This is a genomic window from Amycolatopsis tolypomycina, assembly GCF_900105945.1.
Lineage (GTDB): Bacteria > Actinomycetota > Actinomycetes > Mycobacteriales > Pseudonocardiaceae > Amycolatopsis > Amycolatopsis tolypomycina.
On the sequence record NZ_FNSO01000004.1, the window covers coordinates 4,495,774 to 4,513,707 of the forward strand.

The following is a 17,934-nucleotide window of genomic DNA, read 5'->3' on the forward strand; positions in this document are numbered from 1 at the left end:
AACCGTCGGCGGCGACGTATGGACCCGACCGCCCACCGCGACCGGATCGACTGACCGGCTTCCGGTGAATAATTCTTCACCCCTTTCGTAAAACGCGGGTTCTTAGCCTGACCTCGTTACCCGAACGAGTGAACGTACGCAGCATCCGGGTGACACGCGCCGCGATAACCGCTCGTCACGCCACCTGAACACCACGGCAAACGGCCGACTAATTGCGCTGTTCGCATCGCCTTTTCGGCGCCCGGGTGAGACTTCTTCAACCACGCCACCGATGCGGCATAGGATTTTCCTTCGGCCCGGAAAACGTTTCCCCGCCGTATTCCCATCTCCGCAAGAATCGAGGACCAACCATGCGAAGACGCATGCTGGGGGCGGTCCTGCCCCTGGTGCTCGCGGCGACCACCGCCGTCCCCCTGTCCGCCGCCGCCGATCCCGCTCCGGCGGTGTCGGCGCTGACGAAGTCCGTGCAGGGCACCGGTTCCCCGGCCGCGCACGGGGCGACCGCGAACTGGGTCGTCGGCTACGAAGACCACGCGACCACGACCGGCGCCGCCACCATCACCGACGCCGTCGGCGCCGGGCAGTCCTACCAGTCCGGCTCCCTGCACGTTCCGCCCGGCTGGACACCGCAGTGGTCCACCGACGGCAGCACGTTCAGCGGCACCGAACCCGCGTCCGGTGTCACCGCCGTCCGCGGGACGAATCCCGCCGCCGGGTCCGACGCGACCCAGCTGACCGGGGCGCTCACCCCGCCCGTGCAGGCGGTGACCACCCCCACCGGCGGCGACGGCTACACGCCGATCCTGCACCGCACCCCCGGCGGCGTGCTGCAGGCCTGGAACATCTACCACCACGCGGGAGCCACCGCGCCGAAGGTGGTCTGCACCGAACTCGCCACCGGCACGCACTGCCCGGGCGGCCCGTGGCCGAAGGTGCTCAACACCGCGCCCGGCCCGCTCGGCACCCTGGGGGCCGGGGACATCGCCACCACCCTCATCGAGCAGTACGTGCACGACCCCGCCGCGCCGGCGAAGGTCTACTACCCGGCCCTCACGGCGACTTCGGCCGGCGTCGGCTGCCTCGACATGGCCGCCACCGCCAACTGCGGGTACTGGCCGCTGGCCACGCTCGGCGGATCGCCGCCGGTGAACAACATGGCGGGCCTCGTGGAGAGCGGCGGCAACCTGTACGGCTTGCTCAGCACCGGTGCGGTGACCTGCTGGACCATCGCCACGCAGAGCGCGTGCGCCGGCCAGCCGTACGCGCCGATCCTGCCGGCGGTCAACCAGGCCTACGTCTACGGCGGCATGACCGTGGTGGCGGGCAAGGTGTTCGCGTCGACGGCGAACCCCGGCTCCGCGCTCCAGCCGCAACTGGGCTGCTTCGACCCGGCGACGGCCACCGCGTGCGCCGGCTGGGCTTCCTCGCGGCCCACGGGACCGGCGGGCAACCACACCTACAACGCCTACACGGCGTTCAACGCGGCCGGCGCCCCGGTCGGGGCGTGTTCGTCGACGACCGGCGGCACGAACGTCACGACCTGCTACGCGCTGGACGGTTCGACCCTGCCGGCCCCACCGGGCGCGGCGGCCCTGACCGGCGGGATCTACGTCTTCAACCCGGAAGTCGTCACCGATGCGAACGGCCACGTGCGCAGCTACCTGGCGATCTGGAACGGCGGCGAGGCGGGCGCGGCCGTGTGCCACGACTGGACGACCGGAGCGGCGTGCGCCGGGCTGCCCGCCCGGATCACCCACCCGACGGTGAACGGCGGCGTCACCCGGGACTACGGGTACACGTTCGACCCGCCGTCGGGCTGCCTGTTCGGCCTGGGTGACGCGGGCATCCTGTTCTCGATGGACCCGGCCACCGGCGCCTCGCCGTGCGTCCGCTCCGGCGGGCAGGTGACCCTGCGGCCGGGTGACTTCTACTGCGACGGCGGAAGTCACGTCCAGGGCTACACGTCCGCGCGGCTGACGGGTGTCGACCCGGCGAACGTCGACTTCGCGGCGTCGCGGGTGACGGTCGTCGACCAGGACAACGCGGTGGTGCCGACCCCGGGCTTCGCCCCGGACGGCTCGGTCGACCTGACCGGCGTCTCGGTGGCGGGGCACCCGTCGATCACCGTGACGACGACGCTGGTGCTGCACAGCGCGGCAGGCTTCAGCGGGTCACTGGTGGTCGACTTCGCGGGCGACGCGCCCCAGCTGTGCTTCCGCACGACGATCTCGGCGGACTGCCTGGTGACGTCCGTGGCGAACACGGCGACGGGCACGGACTCGACGGGGTCGTTCACGTCCAACACGGTGACGCTGCCGGTCTCGCCGGGTGCGTCGTGCACCCCGAAGGTGACCGTGCAGAAGGAGATCTGCACGGCGGTCCACCCGGCCCAATGCGGCCCGGGCGGCGCCGGACCGTGGGCGAAGCAGGCCCCGGTGGGTCTGCTCGGCGTGCTCGCGGCGTCGGCGTACTGGCGGATCACGGTGACGAACGAGGGTCCGGTGGGGATCACGTCCGCGCAGGTGGTGGACAGCGTCGAGCCGTCGTGCCAGACGGGTCCGTTCACGCTGGCGGCAGGTCAGTCGAAGCAGGTGCACTGTGCGACGTATGCGCTGCTGAACCTGTTCCCCATCACCAACAAGGCGAAGGTGACCTACCTGCCGGTGAACGTCCCGCCGGGCACGCCTCCGTCCACAACGGACTGGTCGGCGGCGAAGGCCTGTTCGCTGCTGTGCGTCCTGTAAGGAGGTGAGATCGCCGGCCCGCGGGAAGCTCCCCCGCGGGCCGGCGCCAGCAGGACCGCGCACAGCGGCACCGCCATCGCGATCGCGGCCAGCACGAACACGGGGAACAGGAAGGAGAACACCTCCGCGCCCGCCGGGTCCGGGGCGTTCATGTCCATGGTCATCCGGACCGCCGCCATGCCCGTGTAGTGCATGCCCGTGACCGCCGCGCCCATCACGAAGCCCGCCAGCAGCCGCAGCGCGAGGCGGTCGAGGAAGACCGCGAACCACAGCGCCGCCGTCGCCGCCACCACCGCGATCACCACCGACAGCGCCACCAGGCCGCCGTCGTAGCCGAAGTCGCCCTTCACGCGCAGCGCCGACATTCCGGTGTAGTGCATGACGTTCACCGCCAGGCCGGTGATGACGCCGCCGAGGGCGAGGCGCCACCAGCCGAACTTCGCGCGGCCGCCGACCACCACGAGCCCGGCGAACACCGCCGACACCGACAGCACCGCCGACAGCGCCGTGCGGAAGATGTCGTAGCGGACCGGCATGCCCGGCGTGCTGAAGCCGAGCATCGCCACGAAGTGCATCAGCCAGATGCCGACCCCGCCGATCGAAACGGCGGCCAGCAGCAGCCACCGCAGGCGGTGGCGGGGATCGGCGGCGTGGCGGGCCTGCACCGCGCACGCCAGGCCGAGCGCGCAGCCGACCACGGACGTCAGGTACGCGAGCACGAGCAGCCAGTGCCCCAGCGCGAAATGCTCCATGGCGAAGTCCTCTCTACAGGTCGCGCAGCCCGTGCAGCACGCGTTCCATCAAGTCGTGGCGCTCGTCCCAGCCGGCGGTGTCCGACAGCGTGTCGCGGACGACGACCAGGTCGTCCTGCATCAGGTCCGACACGAGCACGCGGACCACCCCGAGCGGCAGCACCAGCAGCGCGGCGATCTCCATCAGCGACCGCGGCCGGAGGCACAGCTCGAGCACCTCCGCCGACGCGCTCGACGTCTGGTAGACGGCTTCGGCGCGGCCGTCGGCGGTGGTCTCGACCAGTGCCTCGACGGCGATGTCCACCGCCGGCGCCGTCCGGCCTTCCGTCCAGGCGTAGGGCCGGGCGAGCGCCGGGCTGCGGCGCGGCTCGTCCCCGGCCGGGTCGTCGGTCACCGGTGGTCCTGGGCCACCGGTATCTCGCGCGCGGGCACGTCGACCTTCTGCCCCACCCGCTCCACCAGCATCGTCATCTCGTAGCCGACCAGCCCGATGTCGCAGCCGGTCGAGGCGAGCACGACGAGGTTCGAGCCGTCGCCGACGCTCATCAGCAGCAGGAACCCCTGCTCCATCTCGATCACCGACTGCACGACCCGCCCGGCGGTGAACAGCTCCGCGGTGCCGAGGGAGAGGCTGGACAGGCCGGCGGCGATGGCCGCGAGCTGGTCGCCCCGTTCGCGGGGAAGCGTGTCGTCGGCGGCCACGAGCAGGCCGTCGGCGGAGACGAGCACGGCGTGCGCGACGCCCGAAACGTCCTGGACGAACCCGTTGACCAGCCAGTTCAGCGTCGCGGACCGTTCGGGTGGCGGCGGTCCGGGGGGCGGGGCCGCCGGCCGGGTGGCGGAGCGCCGGGAGTGCAGTTCCGTCATCGCGGATCCACTTCGTCCTTTCGGGATCGTTCGGCACGGGCCGCGGCCTCCGACCGGGCGGCCCGCAGGCCCTGGTAGTGCCGGGAGAGACTGCTGCGCACGGCGGCGGCGTCGCGGAAGGAGCCACCGGGTTGTTCGCGCCCCCGCGGGACGACGGCACCGGGGGCGAGCTGCGCCCCGGGCCGGCGGGTGGGAAGGCCCGCGCCGGTGAGGTTCTGCGCGGCGGGGGCCTGGAGAGCGCTTTCGGCGGCCTGCCGCGCGCGGTCGGCGGGGGTGTCCCACTCGCCGACGGGGGCCAGGTCGGGCCGGGTGCCGTCGGGCGCCTGCCGCGCGCGGTCGGCGGGGGTGTCCCACTCGCCGACGGGGGCCAGGTCGGGCCGGATGCCGTCGGGCGCCTGCCGCGCGCGGTCGGCGGGGGTGTCCCACTCGCCGACGGGGGCCAGGTCGAGCCGGGTGCCGTCGGGGACGGCGGGCGGCTCCGCGATGGCCCGGCCAGCGGGTGGCTCCGCAATGCCCCGACCGGCGGTCGGTTCCGTGATCGCCCGGCCAGCAGGCGACTCCGCGATAGCCCGGCCAACGGGCGACTCCGCACCGGCCCGACCGGCAGGCGACTCCGCACTAGCCGGGTCGGCGAGGGCCTCCGCGATCGCCCGCCCGGCAGGCGACGCCGCACCGGCCGGGTGGGCGAGGGTCTCTTCTGCGGCCGGCCACTCCACCTGCACCGGCCGCCCGTTCCGCCGCACCGCCGGCTTGGCCGCGGGCTCGGTGAACCAGCTCGTCACCACCTGCTCGAAGATCGGCGTCGACGCCTGGGCCGGCACCACCGGTGCCCGGCGGCCGGTGCGGGTGGCCCGTGCCGTGGCCAGGCGGCCCGCGCCGATCGGGCGGGCCAGGTCCGCGAGCACCAGTGCGCCCGGGACGTGGACGCTCGCCGTCACCCCCGCGTGGCGGGCCGCCGTTCCCGTGGCCCGCAGGCGGACCGTCACCCCGTGCAGCGCCGCCAGCCTGCCCACCACGAACAAGCCCATCCGGCGGGTCGTCTCCGGGCCGACCGTCCCGGCCGCCGCGAGCCGGTCGTTCACCGTCGCCAGCTCCTCCGGTGTCATGCCCAGGCCCTGGTCGACCACCTCGATGAGCAGGCCGCCGTCGGCGCCGCGGTCGGCCGTCAGCGCCACCTTGTGCTCCGGTGGCGAAAAGCGCGTCGCGTTCTCCAGCAGCTCCGCCAGGATGTGCACCACGTCCGCCGCCGCCTCGGGCTGGACCGAGCCGCGCGGCGCGGTGCCCAGGGCCACCCGCCGGTAGTCCTTGACCTCCGACGTCGCCGCGCGCAGCAGGTCGCGCGTCGGGACCGGCTCGCGGCCGTGGCGGACCGGGCGGCCGCCCGCGAGGACGTGCAGGTTCTCGCCGTTGCGGCGCAGCCGGGTCGCGATGTGGTCGATGCGGAACAGCTCGTCGAGCCGCCGCGGGTTCTGCTCCCCCGCCTCCAGGTCTTCGATGATCGACAGCTGCTGCTCGACCAGCGACTGGCTCCGCCGCGACAGCGTCATGAACATCTCGCTGACCTGCTTGCGCAGCTCGGCCTGCTCGACGGCGAGCCGGACCGCCTGGCGATGCATGTCGTCGAACGCCCGCGCCAGCTGCCCGATCTCCTCGTCCGTCCGGACACCGGAGCCGGGCACCGCGCGCCAGTCGACGTCGTGGCCTTCGCGGATCTGCCGGACGGTCTCCGGCAGCCGGTCGTTCGCCGCGCGCAGGGCTTCCGCGCGCAGCCGGCGCACCGGCGTGACCAGCGACCGCACCACCAGCAGCGCGATCGCGAGCGCGCCGAGCAGCGCACCCAGGACCAGTGCGGTGTCGCGCAGGGAGTCCGCCCGGGCCCGGTCGGCCGCGGCCGAGACGTCGCCGGCCAGCTGCGCCGCGACGTCGTTCAGCACGCCGCTCACCGCCGCGGCCTCGGCGGTGATCGAGGGCAGCAACGACGCGAGCGGGCGGTCGCCACCCGGGTCCTGGAGGGCGTCGAGCCTGCCGTCGGCGGCGTCGGTCGCCGCGGTGAGCCGGGCCAGCTGGTCGCCGGTCAGCCGGTGCTCCGCCTGCTCGGCGAGAACCTCCTGCTCGGCGGCGGTCCGGATGACGGCCGGGCGCAGCGAAGCGTCGTCCGGGCTGTTCTGCGCGGCCCGCCGGAGGGTCTCTTCGGTGGCCAGTTCGCCGCGCAGGTGGATCAGCAGCCGGGCGGTCTCCGCGCCGCCGGCGTCGGCCGGGACGAACGCGGGCACGAGGTCGCCGAGGGTGGCGATGATGTCGTTGTAGCCGGCGGCTTTGGTGCGGACGTCGCCGCTGCCGGCCGCGCGGATGCCGGCGAGCTTGCCGAGCGCGGTGTTCAGCGCCCGGCCGGCGTCGGCGGGCAGCGGCGCGAAGCCGGTGTCGCGCTGGACCGCGGCCACCTTGGCGTCGACGGCCGCGGTCAGCGTGTCCGGCGCGCCGGCCGGAACCGCGACGGCGGCGACCATCTCCGCGCCCAGCGACGCCGTGAGGTCGATCGTGTCGCGCAGCACCGGCAGCCGGTCGCGGGCCGCGCTGAGCGTGGTCGCCCGGTCGAGCTCGCCCTGGATGCGGATTTCCGCGAGCGCCACCGCGACCAGGACCGGCAGCAGCAGGACGACGCTGATCTTGGTGCGGACGCTCCAGTGCGCGGGCCACCACGCGGCGTCCGCCGGGCGGCGGGGCGTGACTCTGCTTTCGCTTTCGTGCGGAGCGGAGCTTTCGTGCATGGCGGAACCGCTCGATTCCCAGCCGCGCGCACGGCTGACGTCGAACCCGGACAGGACGTGGAACCCCAGGAAAGATGTGGCGTTGATCGGCCGATCAGCAGAAGACATCACCCCCGGAGGGCTTGTCAACCCTGCGGAGCGGCGTTTCTCCAACCCCGCGGGCTAATTGTTTCCGCGGCTCACGGATCGTGTTCCGATGATCGCTGCTTGCACACTGTTCAAGCGCGTTCGCGCAGGCCCAGGGCCTACTGGGCGGTAAACAAGGGCGCCCGTTCGGGCTGGCGGCAGAATTACCCACAGCCGCCACCGGGTCGAATTCGACCATTGTCCGAACGGTGTGTTATTAATTCCCCGTGACCGAAGTGGACGAACGCGCCGGCAAGCGGGTCGGGTGGGTCGAGCTGTACTTCGACCTCGTCTTCGTGTTCGCGGTGGGGCAGGTGGCGCACGGCATCGTCGCGGACCCGCACTGGGCGCGCGCCGCGGCGGCGCTCGGCCTGTTCGCGACGCTCTGGTGGACGTGGATCGGCTTCGCCGTGCTGTACAACCGCCGCGGCGACGACAGCCGCGTCGCCGACCGGCTGTTCGTGCTCGCCGGCACGATCCCCTGCGGGATCGCCGCGACGCAGGCGCACCACGTCTTCGAGGGGCACCCGGCGATCTTCGCGGCGGCGATGGCCGGGGTCCGCCTGATCCTGGCGGCGGCCCACCGCTGGCCGCGCGCCGGCGGCGACCAGCGGCGGATCGGCTGGGGCTACGCGGTGTCGGCCGTCCTCTTCGGCGTGTCGGCGGTCCTGCCGCACTACGGGTTCCTGTGGGCGTTCGCGCTGGTGCAGGAAGCGGGGTTCCTGCTGCTGGGCGACGGTCGCAACCGACGTCGCGGCGAGCGGCCCACGCGGGCGGCGCGGTGGCGGCTCATGCTCACCCCGCCGCGCGACCCGAACCTGGCGGTGGACTCGGCGCACCTGGCGGAGCGGTTCGGGCTGTTCATGATCCTGCTGCTGGGCGAACTGGTGCTGACGGTCGGCACGGCGGCGCTCGAGCGGCCGGCCGACGACCTGGGGTACTGGCTGGCCTTGGCCGGCGGGCTGGTGCTGGCGGGCGCGCTGTGGTGGGTGTACTTCTCCTCGGCGGTGGAGATCTACGAGCGCATGCTCGGCTATTCGGGCGGCAACCCGGCGCTGGCGTATTCGCTGTACGCGGGCGGCCACCTGATGCCGGCCTTCGCACTGCTGCTGATGGCGGCGGGGGTGAACCTGTCACTGCACGAGTCCCCACCCCACGCGGCGGCCTGGTTCACGACGGCGGGCCTGACGATCTACCTGGCCGGGACGCGGGTCTTCGCGACGGGATCGCGCCACTGGTACTTCACGCTGGCCCGGGTGGCAGCACTGGCGGCGACGGTGAACTTGGCGCTTTTGGACCGCGTGCTGCCGGCTCCGGCGGTGGTGCTGGTGATCGCGGGTTGGGCGGTGGGGGCGGCCGCAGTGACGGCGGTGATCCGCCAGCGGACTCGTGCGCGTCTTGGTGAGGATCCGGTGGCGTTTCTGCGGCAGGTTGCCGATCGGCGTCGGATCGAGCCGGAGGGCGGTGGGCGCACGGAGGGCGGTGGGCGGCCGGAGGGCAGCGGTGGGCGCACGGAAGGCAGGGGTGGGCGCACGGAGGGCGGCGGCTGAGCGCCTGGTGCTGGGCGGCGGCTGAGGGATCCGCCGTGTTGCCCACATCTCGGCTGGGGTGTGGACAAGTCGGCTTGAACGGCGGGTTCGGCGGGGTTTTTGTCGGAGGGCGTCGGTACGCTGGAGCGGGGACGGACCCCCAGGGAGGGCGGGCGCTGCTCTCGGGCGGGCGCTGCTCTCGGGCGGGCGCTGCTCTCGGGCGGGCGCTGCTCTCGGGCGGGCGCTGCTCTCGGGCGGGCGCTGCTCTCGGGCAGGCTGTCCCAGGCAGGCGCTGCTACTGGCGGCTGGGCGGGAGCCGGGCTCGGCGACGGGTCGCCCTCCGGCAGCAGCTAGTGTCGCGCGTCTGAGGTTCGTTGACGGGTGGTGTGGGGCAGGATCTGGTCGGCGGTCTTGGTCCAGGTGAACGGGTGACAGCGGTCGTTCCAGCCGTCGATGAAGCGGCGGATCGCGGTGACGAGTTGTTTGACGTTGTCGAAGGATCCGCGGCGGATGGCCTGGCGGGTGATGATGCCGAAGAAGACTTCGACCAGGTTCAGCCAGGAGCCCGAGGTAGGCGTGAAGTGCAGCGTGATCCTCGGGTTCCTGGCCAGCCAGGCGTTGACCTCGGCGTGCTTGTGGGTGTGGTAGTTGTCCAGCACGACATGCAGTTCGCGGCGCGGGTAGGCCTTGGCGACCTTCTTGAGGAAGTCGAGGAACTCCGCTTTGCCGTGGCGGTCGTAGCACTGGTCGGTGACCTTCCCGGTGGCGATCTCCAGTGCCGCGAACAAGGTCGTGGTGCCGTTGCGTTTGTAGTCGTGGGTGGCTTTCTCCGGCAGGCCGGGGCGCAGCGGCAGCATCGGTGCGGTGCGGTTGAGTGCCTGGATCTGGGACTTCTCGTCCACGCACAGCACCAGCGCTTTCTCTGGCGGGTTGAGATAGAGCCCGACCACGTCGCGGACTTTGGCTTCCAGTTCCGGATCGGTGGAGAACTTGAACGTCTCCTGCCGCCAGGGCTGCACGTGATACTTGCGCCACGCCCTGGCCACGGTCGCGTCCCCGATCCCGAGGTGCCGGCCCAGCAACCGGCTCGACCAGTGCGTCACCGCCAACGTTCCCGGCGGTGGTTCCAGCGTCGCTGCGATGATCGAGGCATCATCAACGATCTTCGGCCGCCCAGGGCGCGGCTCGTCATCCAGTCCTGTCAGGCCGTGCGCGGCGAACCGGTCACGCCACTTGATCACCGTCGGACGAGACACCCCGACCAGCCGGGCCGTGCCCGCGGTGCCGTGCCCATCCGCCACCGCCAGCACGATCCTGGCTCTCTCGACATGACTCGCCCGGATTGCCCGGGACCGCGTCCACGACTCCAAAATGGCCCGGTCCTCGCCACTGACCATCAACCCTGACGAAGGCATGACCCATCATCGCAAACCCACGGCCGTAAACTAACTAACGACGCGCGACACTAGGGCCTGTATCGACCGTGAGCGGCGTGGCCGATGAGTCGCTGCGGTTAATGGGTGGCTTGCGGTGAGCGCGTGGGTGCAGCCCCGTAGCCGTGTGGCTGCGGGCTTTTCCCGTGTTCAGGCTGCAAATGGCTGTGGTTCGTGGATGTTGTTGCGTCGGGGTTTTCGGCGCCGGTCGATGAACGCCGCAGGAACAACTCCCGACTCGGTGCCACCGGTTCGGTGTCGTCGGGGGCGGGGCCGTCGGGAACCAGGTGGGCGAGGATGCGGGTACCGAGGGCGGCGACCTGTTTGTGCCCGGCCTGCTCGGCGAAGGTGAGCAGGTTGGTCTCGGCGCTCAGGCGATGCTCGGGCGGCACCTGGTTCAGGACATCGGTGATCACGTCGATCATCGGATTGCTCAACCGCCCCGCCCGCGCGGCAACACCGGTGGCGGGCGCCAGCGCGGGAATCCGGCTGCCATCAAGGTTCCGGCCGGGATTCACCAAGCGGGCACGCTTCATCAAGCGTTCCGCGGTCGGCTTGGGCTCGCCGGCGAGGTGTTCCAGAAGCCTTGCGGCAGAACGGTATCCGAACAGCTCCATCACTCCGCGCTACTCGATTTCCACCAGCAGCGCACCGAGTTCAGCCTCGGCGGAGCGTATGGCCGTGAGCAGCTCGCCGATGCGGTCGGCGAAAGCCACCGCGTCAGGTGAGGGAATCACGTTGCCGACCATATTCCCAAGCTACCGATCATCGAACACACCGGCATCACTCGATAGGCTCAAGAACACCGGAAAGCCCGGCAGGGCAAGCGAAGCGTGGGGAATCGGCGCTGCCAACGGCCGTCAGCGGTGGGCTCTGCGGTCCAACGGCCCCCACTCGCGCGAGCCCTGCTCGTCCACCAGCCGGCGTGCTTCCTGGAGCACCTCGTCCGCCACCCAGGCCAGTGGCTCCACCCCGGCCACCAGTGGCTCGTTGTCCGGGCCGCGGGCTATCTCGCGGCCTCGCAGGACCCAGGGCCGTACTCCCGGGCCGCGCAGTTCACGCAGGTGCTCGTAGTCGTACAGGCGGCGGGCCAGCCACAGAAGGACCGATCGTTCTCCCCACCAGGGCTCGCGGCGCAGGGAATTCGCCGAAAGGCCCGGCAGCTCTATGCCCGTCAGCCCGTCGCGGCTCGATGCCGTTTCCGTCAGGTCGATCCGGGGGCCGCGGGACCAGCGGACGTACAGGTCGTCGCCTTCGGATGCGAAGAGGTGGGCCAGCTCGGCCAAGTCCTTCACCGTGGGCAGCATGATCACGCTGTACCCCCGCGGTCCGCGGCTAACCTAGCTGGTCAGGATCTGCGAGGACAGCACCTTCAGCATCGCGTTGGTCCACTTCAGCTGCCGCAGCGTCTGGGGGTGGCAGCGGGTCGCCAGCTCCAGCAGGTCGCTGTCCTTTGCCGCCTGGGCGGCCTGGGCCAGCAGCTCCCAGTCCAGCGACACCACCGCCGCGCGGCGGTGGAGGCGGCGTAGGTCGGCCAAGACCAGGATGCCCGGCTCGGGACGGCGGCCGCTCAGCTCGGACAGTGCCGTCCGCAGTGGTGCCAGGGGGCCGGGGCCCGGGACGTCTTCGCCGAGGTTCAGCTCATACGCGCGGCCGGCGTGGGCGACCGCGCGGACGTGCGCCGCCGACCAGGCGGCCAGGTCGCGGGCGACGTGGTGGACCTCGTGTTCCGCACTATGACGGTCGGACGTCTTCAGCAGGTCCCTGGCCAGCGTCGTCTCCGCGCGGTGCAGTTCGCGCAGCACCAGCCCGAGCTTCATCGGACGACCTCCTCGTCGACGGCCGCCGGCATCGGCTGCGGCCGCGGGGACGCGACGGCGGCGACCTTGCGCAGCGCCGCCGCGGCCGTCTTGAACAGGGGCTGCTTCGACACCGGGTCCCAGTCGGTGAACGTCAGCTCGTTGGCCGCGCGGTCGCCGTCCTTGCCCGCCGGGTGCTCGACGTCCCAGTAGCCGTAGTGGAACGGCAGGAACAGCACGCCGTCGCGGATGCCGCCGACGCGGACGCGGGCGCGGACCGCCCCGCGGGGCGTCGAGACCTCCGCGAGGTCGCCTTCGGCCAGGCCGGCGGCCGCAGCGTCGCGTTCGGACACCTCCAGCCACACCTCCGGGGCCGCCGCGCGCAGTTCCGGGGCCCGGCCGGTCTTCGTGCGGGTGTGGAAGTGGTGGATCGTCCGGCCGTTGACCAGGAAGAACGGGTGTTCCTCGTCGGGCGTCTCGTGCGGCGGGACGTATTCGGCCGCCTTCAGCATCGCCTTGCCGTCCGGGTTCATCGCCCGGTACTCGGCCGGTTCCAGCGGTGCCCCGGTGACGAGGTCGCGGCCGTAGCTCTCGCAATAGTCCGGCTGGGCGAAGAACTTCCCGTCGGCGTACAGCCGCTCGGTCCCGTGAGGACTGTCCGAAGTGCACGGCCACTGGATGCCGCCTGCTTCACGCAGCTTCGCGTAGCTCAAGCCGCTGTAGTCGCACGGCCGTCCCGCCGACGCGCTCTTCCAGGCCTCGAACGCCGTTTCGGCGTCGTGCCACTGCGGGAACGGTTCGCCGTCCTTGCCCCGGAAGTCCATCCGCCGCGCGTAGTCCAGGAAGATGTCCAGGTCCGGACGCGCCTGCCCGGGCGGGTCGACCGCCTTCTCCGACAGGTGCACCGTGCGGTCGGCGTTGGTGAACGTGCCGGTCTTCTCGCCCCAGATCGCCGCGGGCAGCACGACGTCGGCGAACTCGGTGGTCTCCGTGCGGAACGCGTCCTGCACGACCAGGAACAGCCGCGAAGAGTCCAGAATGGACCGGATGCGGGACAGCTCGGGCAGCGACACGGCCGGGTTGGTCGCCGACACCCACAGGAACCGCAGGGTGCCGGTTTCGGCGTAGCGCAGCATCTGCATGAGGTGCGTCGGCGGCCCGTAGTGCGGGATCTGCCCGGTGTCGACGTTCCACAGCCGCGCCAGCTCGGCCACGTGCGCGTCGTTGGCCCAGTTGCGGAACCCGGTCAGGTCGCCGTCCGCGCCGCATTCGCGGGTGTTCTCGGCGGTGGGCTGGCCGTTCATCTGCAGCACGCCGGCGCCGGGCCTGCCCAGCATCCCGCGCAGCAGCACGAGGTTGTTCACCTGCACGGCGGCCGCGGACGCCTGGTGCGACTGGTAGAACCCCTGCAGCACCGTGCACAGCAGCCGCTCCGCCGAGCCCAGCAGCCGGGCGGCTTCGCGGATCCGCCCGGCGTCGACGCCGCTGATCTCGGCGGCGCGCTCGGGCGGGTAGTCCGCGACCAGCGCCGCCAGGTCGTCGTAGCCGACCGTGCAGCGGTCGACGTACTCGCGGTCGACCCACCCGTGCTCGACGATCTCGTGCAGGATCCCGTTCATCAGCGCGACGTTGGTCCCGGGCAGCGGCGCCAGGTGCAGCGTCGCCGCCCGGGCGACCGGGGTGTCCCGCGGGTCGACGCACAGCACCGCGGGCGGGTTCGGCCCGGCGAGCCGGTCGAGCACGCGCGACCACAGGACGGCCTGCGTTTCGGCCATGTTGTGCCCGAAGAGGGCGATGACGTCGGCGTGGTCGACGTCGGTGTAGGACGCCGGCTGGCCGTCGCAGCCGAAGGACTCCTTCAGCGCCGCGGCCGCGGTCGCCGTGCAGAGCCGGGTGTTGCCGTCGAGGTGGTTGGTGCCAAGGCCGCCGCGGGCGATCGCGGCGAGGGTGTAGTACTCCTCGGCGAACAGCTGGCCGCTGGTGTAGAAGCCGAGCGCGCCCGGCCCCTGCTCGTCCAGCAGTTCCTTGCTGCGCGAGACGACCAGGTCCATCGCTTCGTCCCACGAAGCCTCGACGAGCTCACCGTTCTTGCGCACCAGCGGCGTCGTCAGCCGGTCGGGCGAGGAGTTCGCCTGCCAGCCGAAGAGGTCCTTCGGGTCGAGGCGGCCGTGGTTGACGCGGTCGTCGGCGCGGCCGCGGACGCCGGCGATCCGGCCGTCCTTCACGGCGATGTCGAGGCCGTCACCGTTGGAGTGCAGCACCGCGGCGCTGCGGACCCAGCGGTCGACGTCCTCGGGACGCAGGCCGTCGGCGAGCCGGCTGTCCACCCGCACCGGCCACGGCTCCCCCGGTCCGTAGGGCGTTCTGGTCCCCCAGGGTTCGGTGATGCCGTCGCGCTTTCCCACGGCCAGGACCTCCGATCACGGCTTGACTCCGGCCGGGATACCCGCCGCAGCGCCAGGCAAACGTCGATTCCCCAATTTTAGTTTGCGCGACGCAACAGTGAATGGGGTGCCGATTCGTCCGTTTCGACCGCGCGCGCGAACCGCTCGAACGCGGCGACCGCGGACGCCCGCGCCGGCGGGTCGAGCCGCCGCAGGACGCCCGCCAGCACCCGGCGGCGGTCGCGGTCGACGCGGTCCACGAGCTGGCGTCCCGGCCCGGTCGGGGCGAGCAGCGTCTCCCGCCGGTTCAGCGGGTTGGGCGCCTTTTCCAGCAGGTTCAGCGCCGCCAGCCGATCACACGCCCGGGTGACCGACGACGGGTTCATGGCCAGCTCGCGCGCCACCCGGCCCATGGTGACCGGCGTCCGGTCGACCACCACCCGCAGCGCGCGGAACTGGGTCAGCGTCAGCTGCTCGGTGTTCCGCTCGACGGTCGAGTCGGCGATCAGCACCATCGCCCGGAGCGCGGCCAAGGCCGCGTCGGCACCGTCTGACTCCGCCCACGTTTGCGTCACGCAAGCATGGTAGCCGTCGAAAACGGGTACAGCGATTCGTGAGCGCCGAACGGAGGGAAGTACCCATGAGCCAGACAGTCGGTGACCACCTGCTCCAGCGCCTGCGCGAGTGGGGCGTGGACCAGGTCTTCGCCTACCCCGGCGACGGCATCAACGGGATCGTCGCCGCGTTCGGCAAAGCGGACAACCAGCCCCGGTTCGTGCAGGCCCGGCACGAGGAGATGGCCGCGTTCGCGGCCGTCGGCTACGCGAAGTTCAGCGGCAAGGTCGGTGTCTGCATGGCCACGTCGGGCCCGGGCGCGATCCACCTGCTCAACGGGCTCTACGACGCCAAGCTCGACCACGTCCCGGTGGTCGCGATCGTCGGCCAGACCGCGCGCAGCGCGATGGGCGGCAGCTACCAGCAGGAGGTCGACCTGCAGGCGCTCTACAAGGACGTCGCGAGCGAGTACCTCGTCGAGGTCAACGTCGCCGAGCAGCTGCCGAACGCGCTCGACCGGGCGATCCGGACGGCCGAGTCGTCCCGCTGCCCGACCGCCCTGATCATCCCGGCGGACCTGCAGGAGGAGCCGTACTCGCCGCCGCAGCACGCGTTCAAGCAGGTGCCCTCCAGCCCGCCGGGCACGGCGTGGTCCCGGCCGGTGCCTGCCGAGGCGGACCTCGACGCGGCGGCCGAGGTGCTCAACGCCGGCGAGAAGGTCGCCATCCTGGTCGGGCAGGGCGCGCGCGGCGCGGCCGAGGAGGTCCGCCAGGTCGCCGAGGTCACCGGCGCCGGCGTCGCGAAGGCGTTGCTGGGCAAGGACGTCCTGCCCGACGACCTGCCGTGGGTGACCGGCTCGATCGGGCTGCTCGGCACCCGGCCGAGCTACGAGCTGATGCGCGACTGCGACACGCTGCTGATCGTCGGCTCGAACTTCCCGTACAGCCAGTTCCTGCCGGACTTCGGCCAGGCCCGCGCCGTCCAGATCGACCTCGACGGCCGGCTGATCGGGATGCGCTACCCGACCGAGGTCAACCTGGTCGGCGACAGCGCGGCCACCCTGCGGGCGCTGCTGCCGAAGCTGGCGGGCAAGCCCGGCCGGTCGTGGCGGGAGACGATCGAGAAGAACGTCGCCTCCTGGTGGGACACCGTCGACAAGGAAGCCGCCGTCGACGCCGATCCGGTCAACCCGATGGCCATCGTCAACGAGCTGTCGAAGCGGATCCCGGAGGACGCCATCGTCACCGCGGACTCCGGCTCGTCGACCAACTGGTACGCGCGCAACCTGCGGATGCGCCGTAACATGCGCGGGTCGCTCTCGGGCACCCTGGCCACGATGGGCCCGGGAGTGCCGTACGCGATCGGCGCCAAGTTCGCCCACCCCGGCCGGCCGGTGATCGCGCTGGTCGGCGACGGCGCCATGCAGATGAACGGCCTCGCCGAGCTGATCACCATCGCGCGGTACCAGCACCTGTGGAGCGACCCGCGGTGCGTGATCTGCGTGTTCCACAACAACGACCTCAACCAGGTCACCTGGGAGCTGCGCGCGATGGGCGGCGCGCCGAAGTTCGAGGAATCCCAGACGTTGCCGGACGTCGACTACGCCGGCTTCGCGCTTTCGCTCGGGCTCGCCGCCGTCACGGTCGACAAGCCGGACCAGCTGGCCTCGGCCTGGGACACCGTGCTGTCGGCGGGCAAGGCGGCGGTGCTGGACGTCCGCTGCGACCCGGACGTGCCGCCGATCCCGCCGCACGCCACCTTCGCGCAGGTGAAGTCGGCGACCGAGGCGGTCCTCAAGGGCGACCCGGACGCGTTCCACCTGGTCGCGCAGGGCGTCAAGACGAAGCTGCAGGAGTTCCTGCCGGGCGGGAAGCACCGATGACAGACCCGCACCAGGTCGTCGTCGTGACCGGGGCCAGCGGCGGCATCGGCCGCGCGGTCGCGCGGGCGTTCGGGGCCCGGCAGGCCCGGGTCGCCCTGCTCGCGCGCGGGGAACGGGGACTCGATGCCGCCGCGGAGGACGTCACCCGCGCCGGCGGGACCGCCCTGGCCGTCCCCGCCGACGTCGCCGACTTCCCGCAGGTCGACGCCGCCGCGTCCCGGGTCGAGCGGGAGCTGGGCCCGATCGACGTGTGGGTGAACGTGGCGTTCACGTCGGTGTTCGCGCCGTTCGCCGAGATCGGGCCGGACGAGTTCCGCCGCGTCACCGAAGTCAGCTACCTGGGGTACGTGCACGGCACGATGGCGGCCCTGCACCGGATGCAGCCGCGCGACCGGGGCACGATCGTGCAGGTCGGCTCGGCGCTGGCGTACCGCGGAATCCCGTTGCAGAGCGCGTATTGCGGCGCGAAGCACGCGATCCAGGGGTTCAACGAGGCGCTGCGCTGCGAGCTGCTGCACGACGGCAGCCACGTCCGCACCACGATGGTGCAGATGCCGGCGGTCAACACGCCGCAATTCTCGTGGGTCCGGTCCAAGCTGCCGCACCAGGCCCAGCCGGTGCCGCCGATCTACCAGCCGGAGGTCGCGGCCCGCGCGGTGCTGCACGCGGCCGACCACCCGCGCCGGCGCGAATACTGGGTGGGCGGGAGCACGGTCGGGACGTTGCTCGCGAACGCCGTCGCGCCGGGGATTCTCGATCGCTACCTGGCGAGGACGGGGTACCGCGCCCAGCAGACGGGGGCCGAGAAGCCGCCGGACCGGCCGGAGAACCTGTGGTCGCCGGCGGACCGCGGGCGGGACTTCGGGGCGCACGGCCGGTTCGACGAGCAGGCGACGCCGAGGAGCGGGCAGCTGTGGGCGAGCCGGCACCACGGGGTGGTCGCCGCGGCCGGAGGTGTCCTGGCCGCGACGGCGCTGGCGGTGTGGCGGCGGGCGCGGGCGTGACCGGGCTCCGGACGGCGGCTCCGACCCGGCCGGAGCCGCCGGACCTCGGCCGAAAGGACGAGACTGCGGCGCCCGAACCGCCCCATCGGCC

The 17,934-nt window shown here is 72.2% G+C and carries 15 protein-coding genes; 4 read left to right on the forward strand and 11 right to left on the reverse strand.

Annotation, left to right across the window (positions count from 1 at the left end; all coding sequences use genetic code 11):
* Nucleotides 1-350: 350 nt before the first annotated feature.
* Entirely contained in the window at nucleotides 351-2,744 is a 2,394-nt protein-coding gene (locus tag BLW76_RS30520) for a DUF7617 domain-containing protein (RefSeq protein WP_091313876.1), read from the forward strand.
* Here BLW76_RS30520 and BLW76_RS30525 read toward each other — a convergent pair.
* The 4 genes from BLW76_RS30525 to BLW76_RS50525 are packed head-to-tail and all read right to left on the reverse strand — an operon-like array spanning nucleotide 2,654 to nucleotide 7,239.
* Nucleotides 2,654-3,496, reverse strand: a complete 843-nt coding sequence (locus BLW76_RS30525; protein ID WP_244170384.1) for an MHYT domain-containing protein — start codon at nucleotides 3,494-3,496, stop codon at nucleotides 2,654-2,656. The genes BLW76_RS30520 and BLW76_RS30525 overlap by 91 nt on opposite strands.
* 13 nt (nucleotides 3,497-3,509) lie before the next feature.
* Nucleotides 3,510-3,890 carry a DUF742 domain-containing protein gene (locus BLW76_RS30530; protein WP_091313879.1) on the reverse strand — a complete coding sequence of 127 codons (381 nt, stop codon included), beginning with the start codon at nucleotides 3,888-3,890 and terminating at the stop codon, nucleotides 3,510-3,512.
* A complete protein-coding gene (locus BLW76_RS30535) occupies nucleotides 3,887-4,363 on the reverse strand; it encodes a roadblock/LC7 domain-containing protein (RefSeq protein ID WP_091313881.1) in 477 nt (158 codons plus the stop codon). Before BLW76_RS30535 ends, BLW76_RS30530 begins: the two co-directional genes overlap by 4 nt.
* Entirely contained in the window at nucleotides 4,360-7,239 is a 2,880-nt protein-coding gene (locus BLW76_RS50525) for a sensor histidine kinase (RefSeq protein WP_279627707.1), read from the reverse strand. The genes BLW76_RS30535 and BLW76_RS50525 overlap by 4 nt, the downstream gene beginning before the upstream one ends.
* A gap of 245 nt (nucleotides 7,240-7,484) precedes the next feature.
* Here BLW76_RS50525 and BLW76_RS30545 point away from each other — a divergent pair, with 245 nt between their 5' ends.
* Nucleotides 7,485-8,807, forward strand: a complete 1,323-nt coding sequence (locus BLW76_RS30545; RefSeq protein WP_244170385.1) for a low temperature requirement protein A — start codon at nucleotides 7,485-7,487, stop codon at nucleotides 8,805-8,807.
* A 329-nt stretch (nucleotides 8,808-9,136) separates the two neighbouring features.
* Here BLW76_RS30545 and BLW76_RS30550 read toward each other — a convergent pair whose 3' ends face one another.
* From BLW76_RS30550 to BLW76_RS30575, 7 genes are all read right to left on the reverse strand, one after another.
* Nucleotides 9,137-10,201, reverse strand: a complete 1,065-nt coding sequence (locus tag BLW76_RS30550) for an IS630 family transposase (protein ID WP_091313887.1) — start codon at nucleotides 10,199-10,201, stop codon at nucleotides 9,137-9,139.
* Between the two features lie 98 nt (nucleotides 10,202-10,299).
* Nucleotides 10,300-10,836 (reverse strand): DUF222 domain-containing protein, encoded by a 537-nt coding sequence (locus BLW76_RS30555; protein WP_244170688.1) that lies wholly within the window; start codon nucleotides 10,834-10,836, stop codon nucleotides 10,300-10,302.
* Nucleotides 10,837-10,845: 9 nt separating this feature from the next.
* On the reverse strand, nucleotides 10,846-10,968 hold the full coding sequence (locus BLW76_RS50530; protein ID WP_279627708.1) for a hypothetical protein: 123 nt from the start codon (nucleotides 10,966-10,968) through the stop codon (nucleotides 10,846-10,848).
* A gap of 111 nt (nucleotides 10,969-11,079) precedes the next feature.
* The gene (locus tag BLW76_RS30560) at nucleotides 11,080-11,526 is read right to left on the reverse strand and encodes a DUF6098 family protein (RefSeq protein WP_091320048.1); all 447 of its coding nucleotides are present in this window, start codon (nucleotides 11,524-11,526) and stop codon (nucleotides 11,080-11,082) included.
* A gap of 33 nt (nucleotides 11,527-11,559) precedes the next feature.
* Nucleotides 11,560-12,039: a hypothetical protein gene (locus BLW76_RS30565; protein ID WP_091313889.1), complete on the reverse strand. Its 480-nt coding sequence runs from the start codon at nucleotides 12,037-12,039 to the stop codon at nucleotides 11,560-11,562.
* Nucleotides 12,036-14,423, reverse strand: a complete 2,388-nt coding sequence (locus tag BLW76_RS30570; RefSeq protein ID WP_091313892.1) for a molybdopterin oxidoreductase family protein — start codon at nucleotides 14,421-14,423, stop codon at nucleotides 12,036-12,038. The genes BLW76_RS30565 and BLW76_RS30570 overlap by 4 nt, the downstream gene beginning before the upstream one ends.
* Before the next feature lie 77 nt (nucleotides 14,424-14,500).
* Nucleotides 14,501-14,977 (reverse strand): MarR family winged helix-turn-helix transcriptional regulator, encoded by a 477-nt coding sequence (locus tag BLW76_RS30575; RefSeq protein WP_091313894.1) that lies wholly within the window; start codon nucleotides 14,975-14,977, stop codon nucleotides 14,501-14,503.
* 65 nt (nucleotides 14,978-15,042) lie between these two features.
* Between BLW76_RS30575 and BLW76_RS30580 the strand changes: the two genes are divergently transcribed.
* On the forward strand, nucleotides 15,043-16,839 hold the full coding sequence (locus BLW76_RS30580; protein ID WP_091313896.1) for a thiamine pyrophosphate-requiring protein: 1,797 nt from the start codon (nucleotides 15,043-15,045) through the stop codon (nucleotides 16,837-16,839).
* Nucleotides 16,836-17,843 carry an SDR family oxidoreductase gene (locus BLW76_RS30585; RefSeq protein ID WP_091313899.1) on the forward strand — a complete coding sequence of 336 codons (1,008 nt, stop codon included), beginning with the start codon at nucleotides 16,836-16,838 and terminating at the stop codon, nucleotides 17,841-17,843. The genes BLW76_RS30580 and BLW76_RS30585 overlap by 4 nt, the downstream gene beginning before the upstream one ends.
* Nucleotides 17,844-17,934 lie beyond the last annotated feature (91 nt).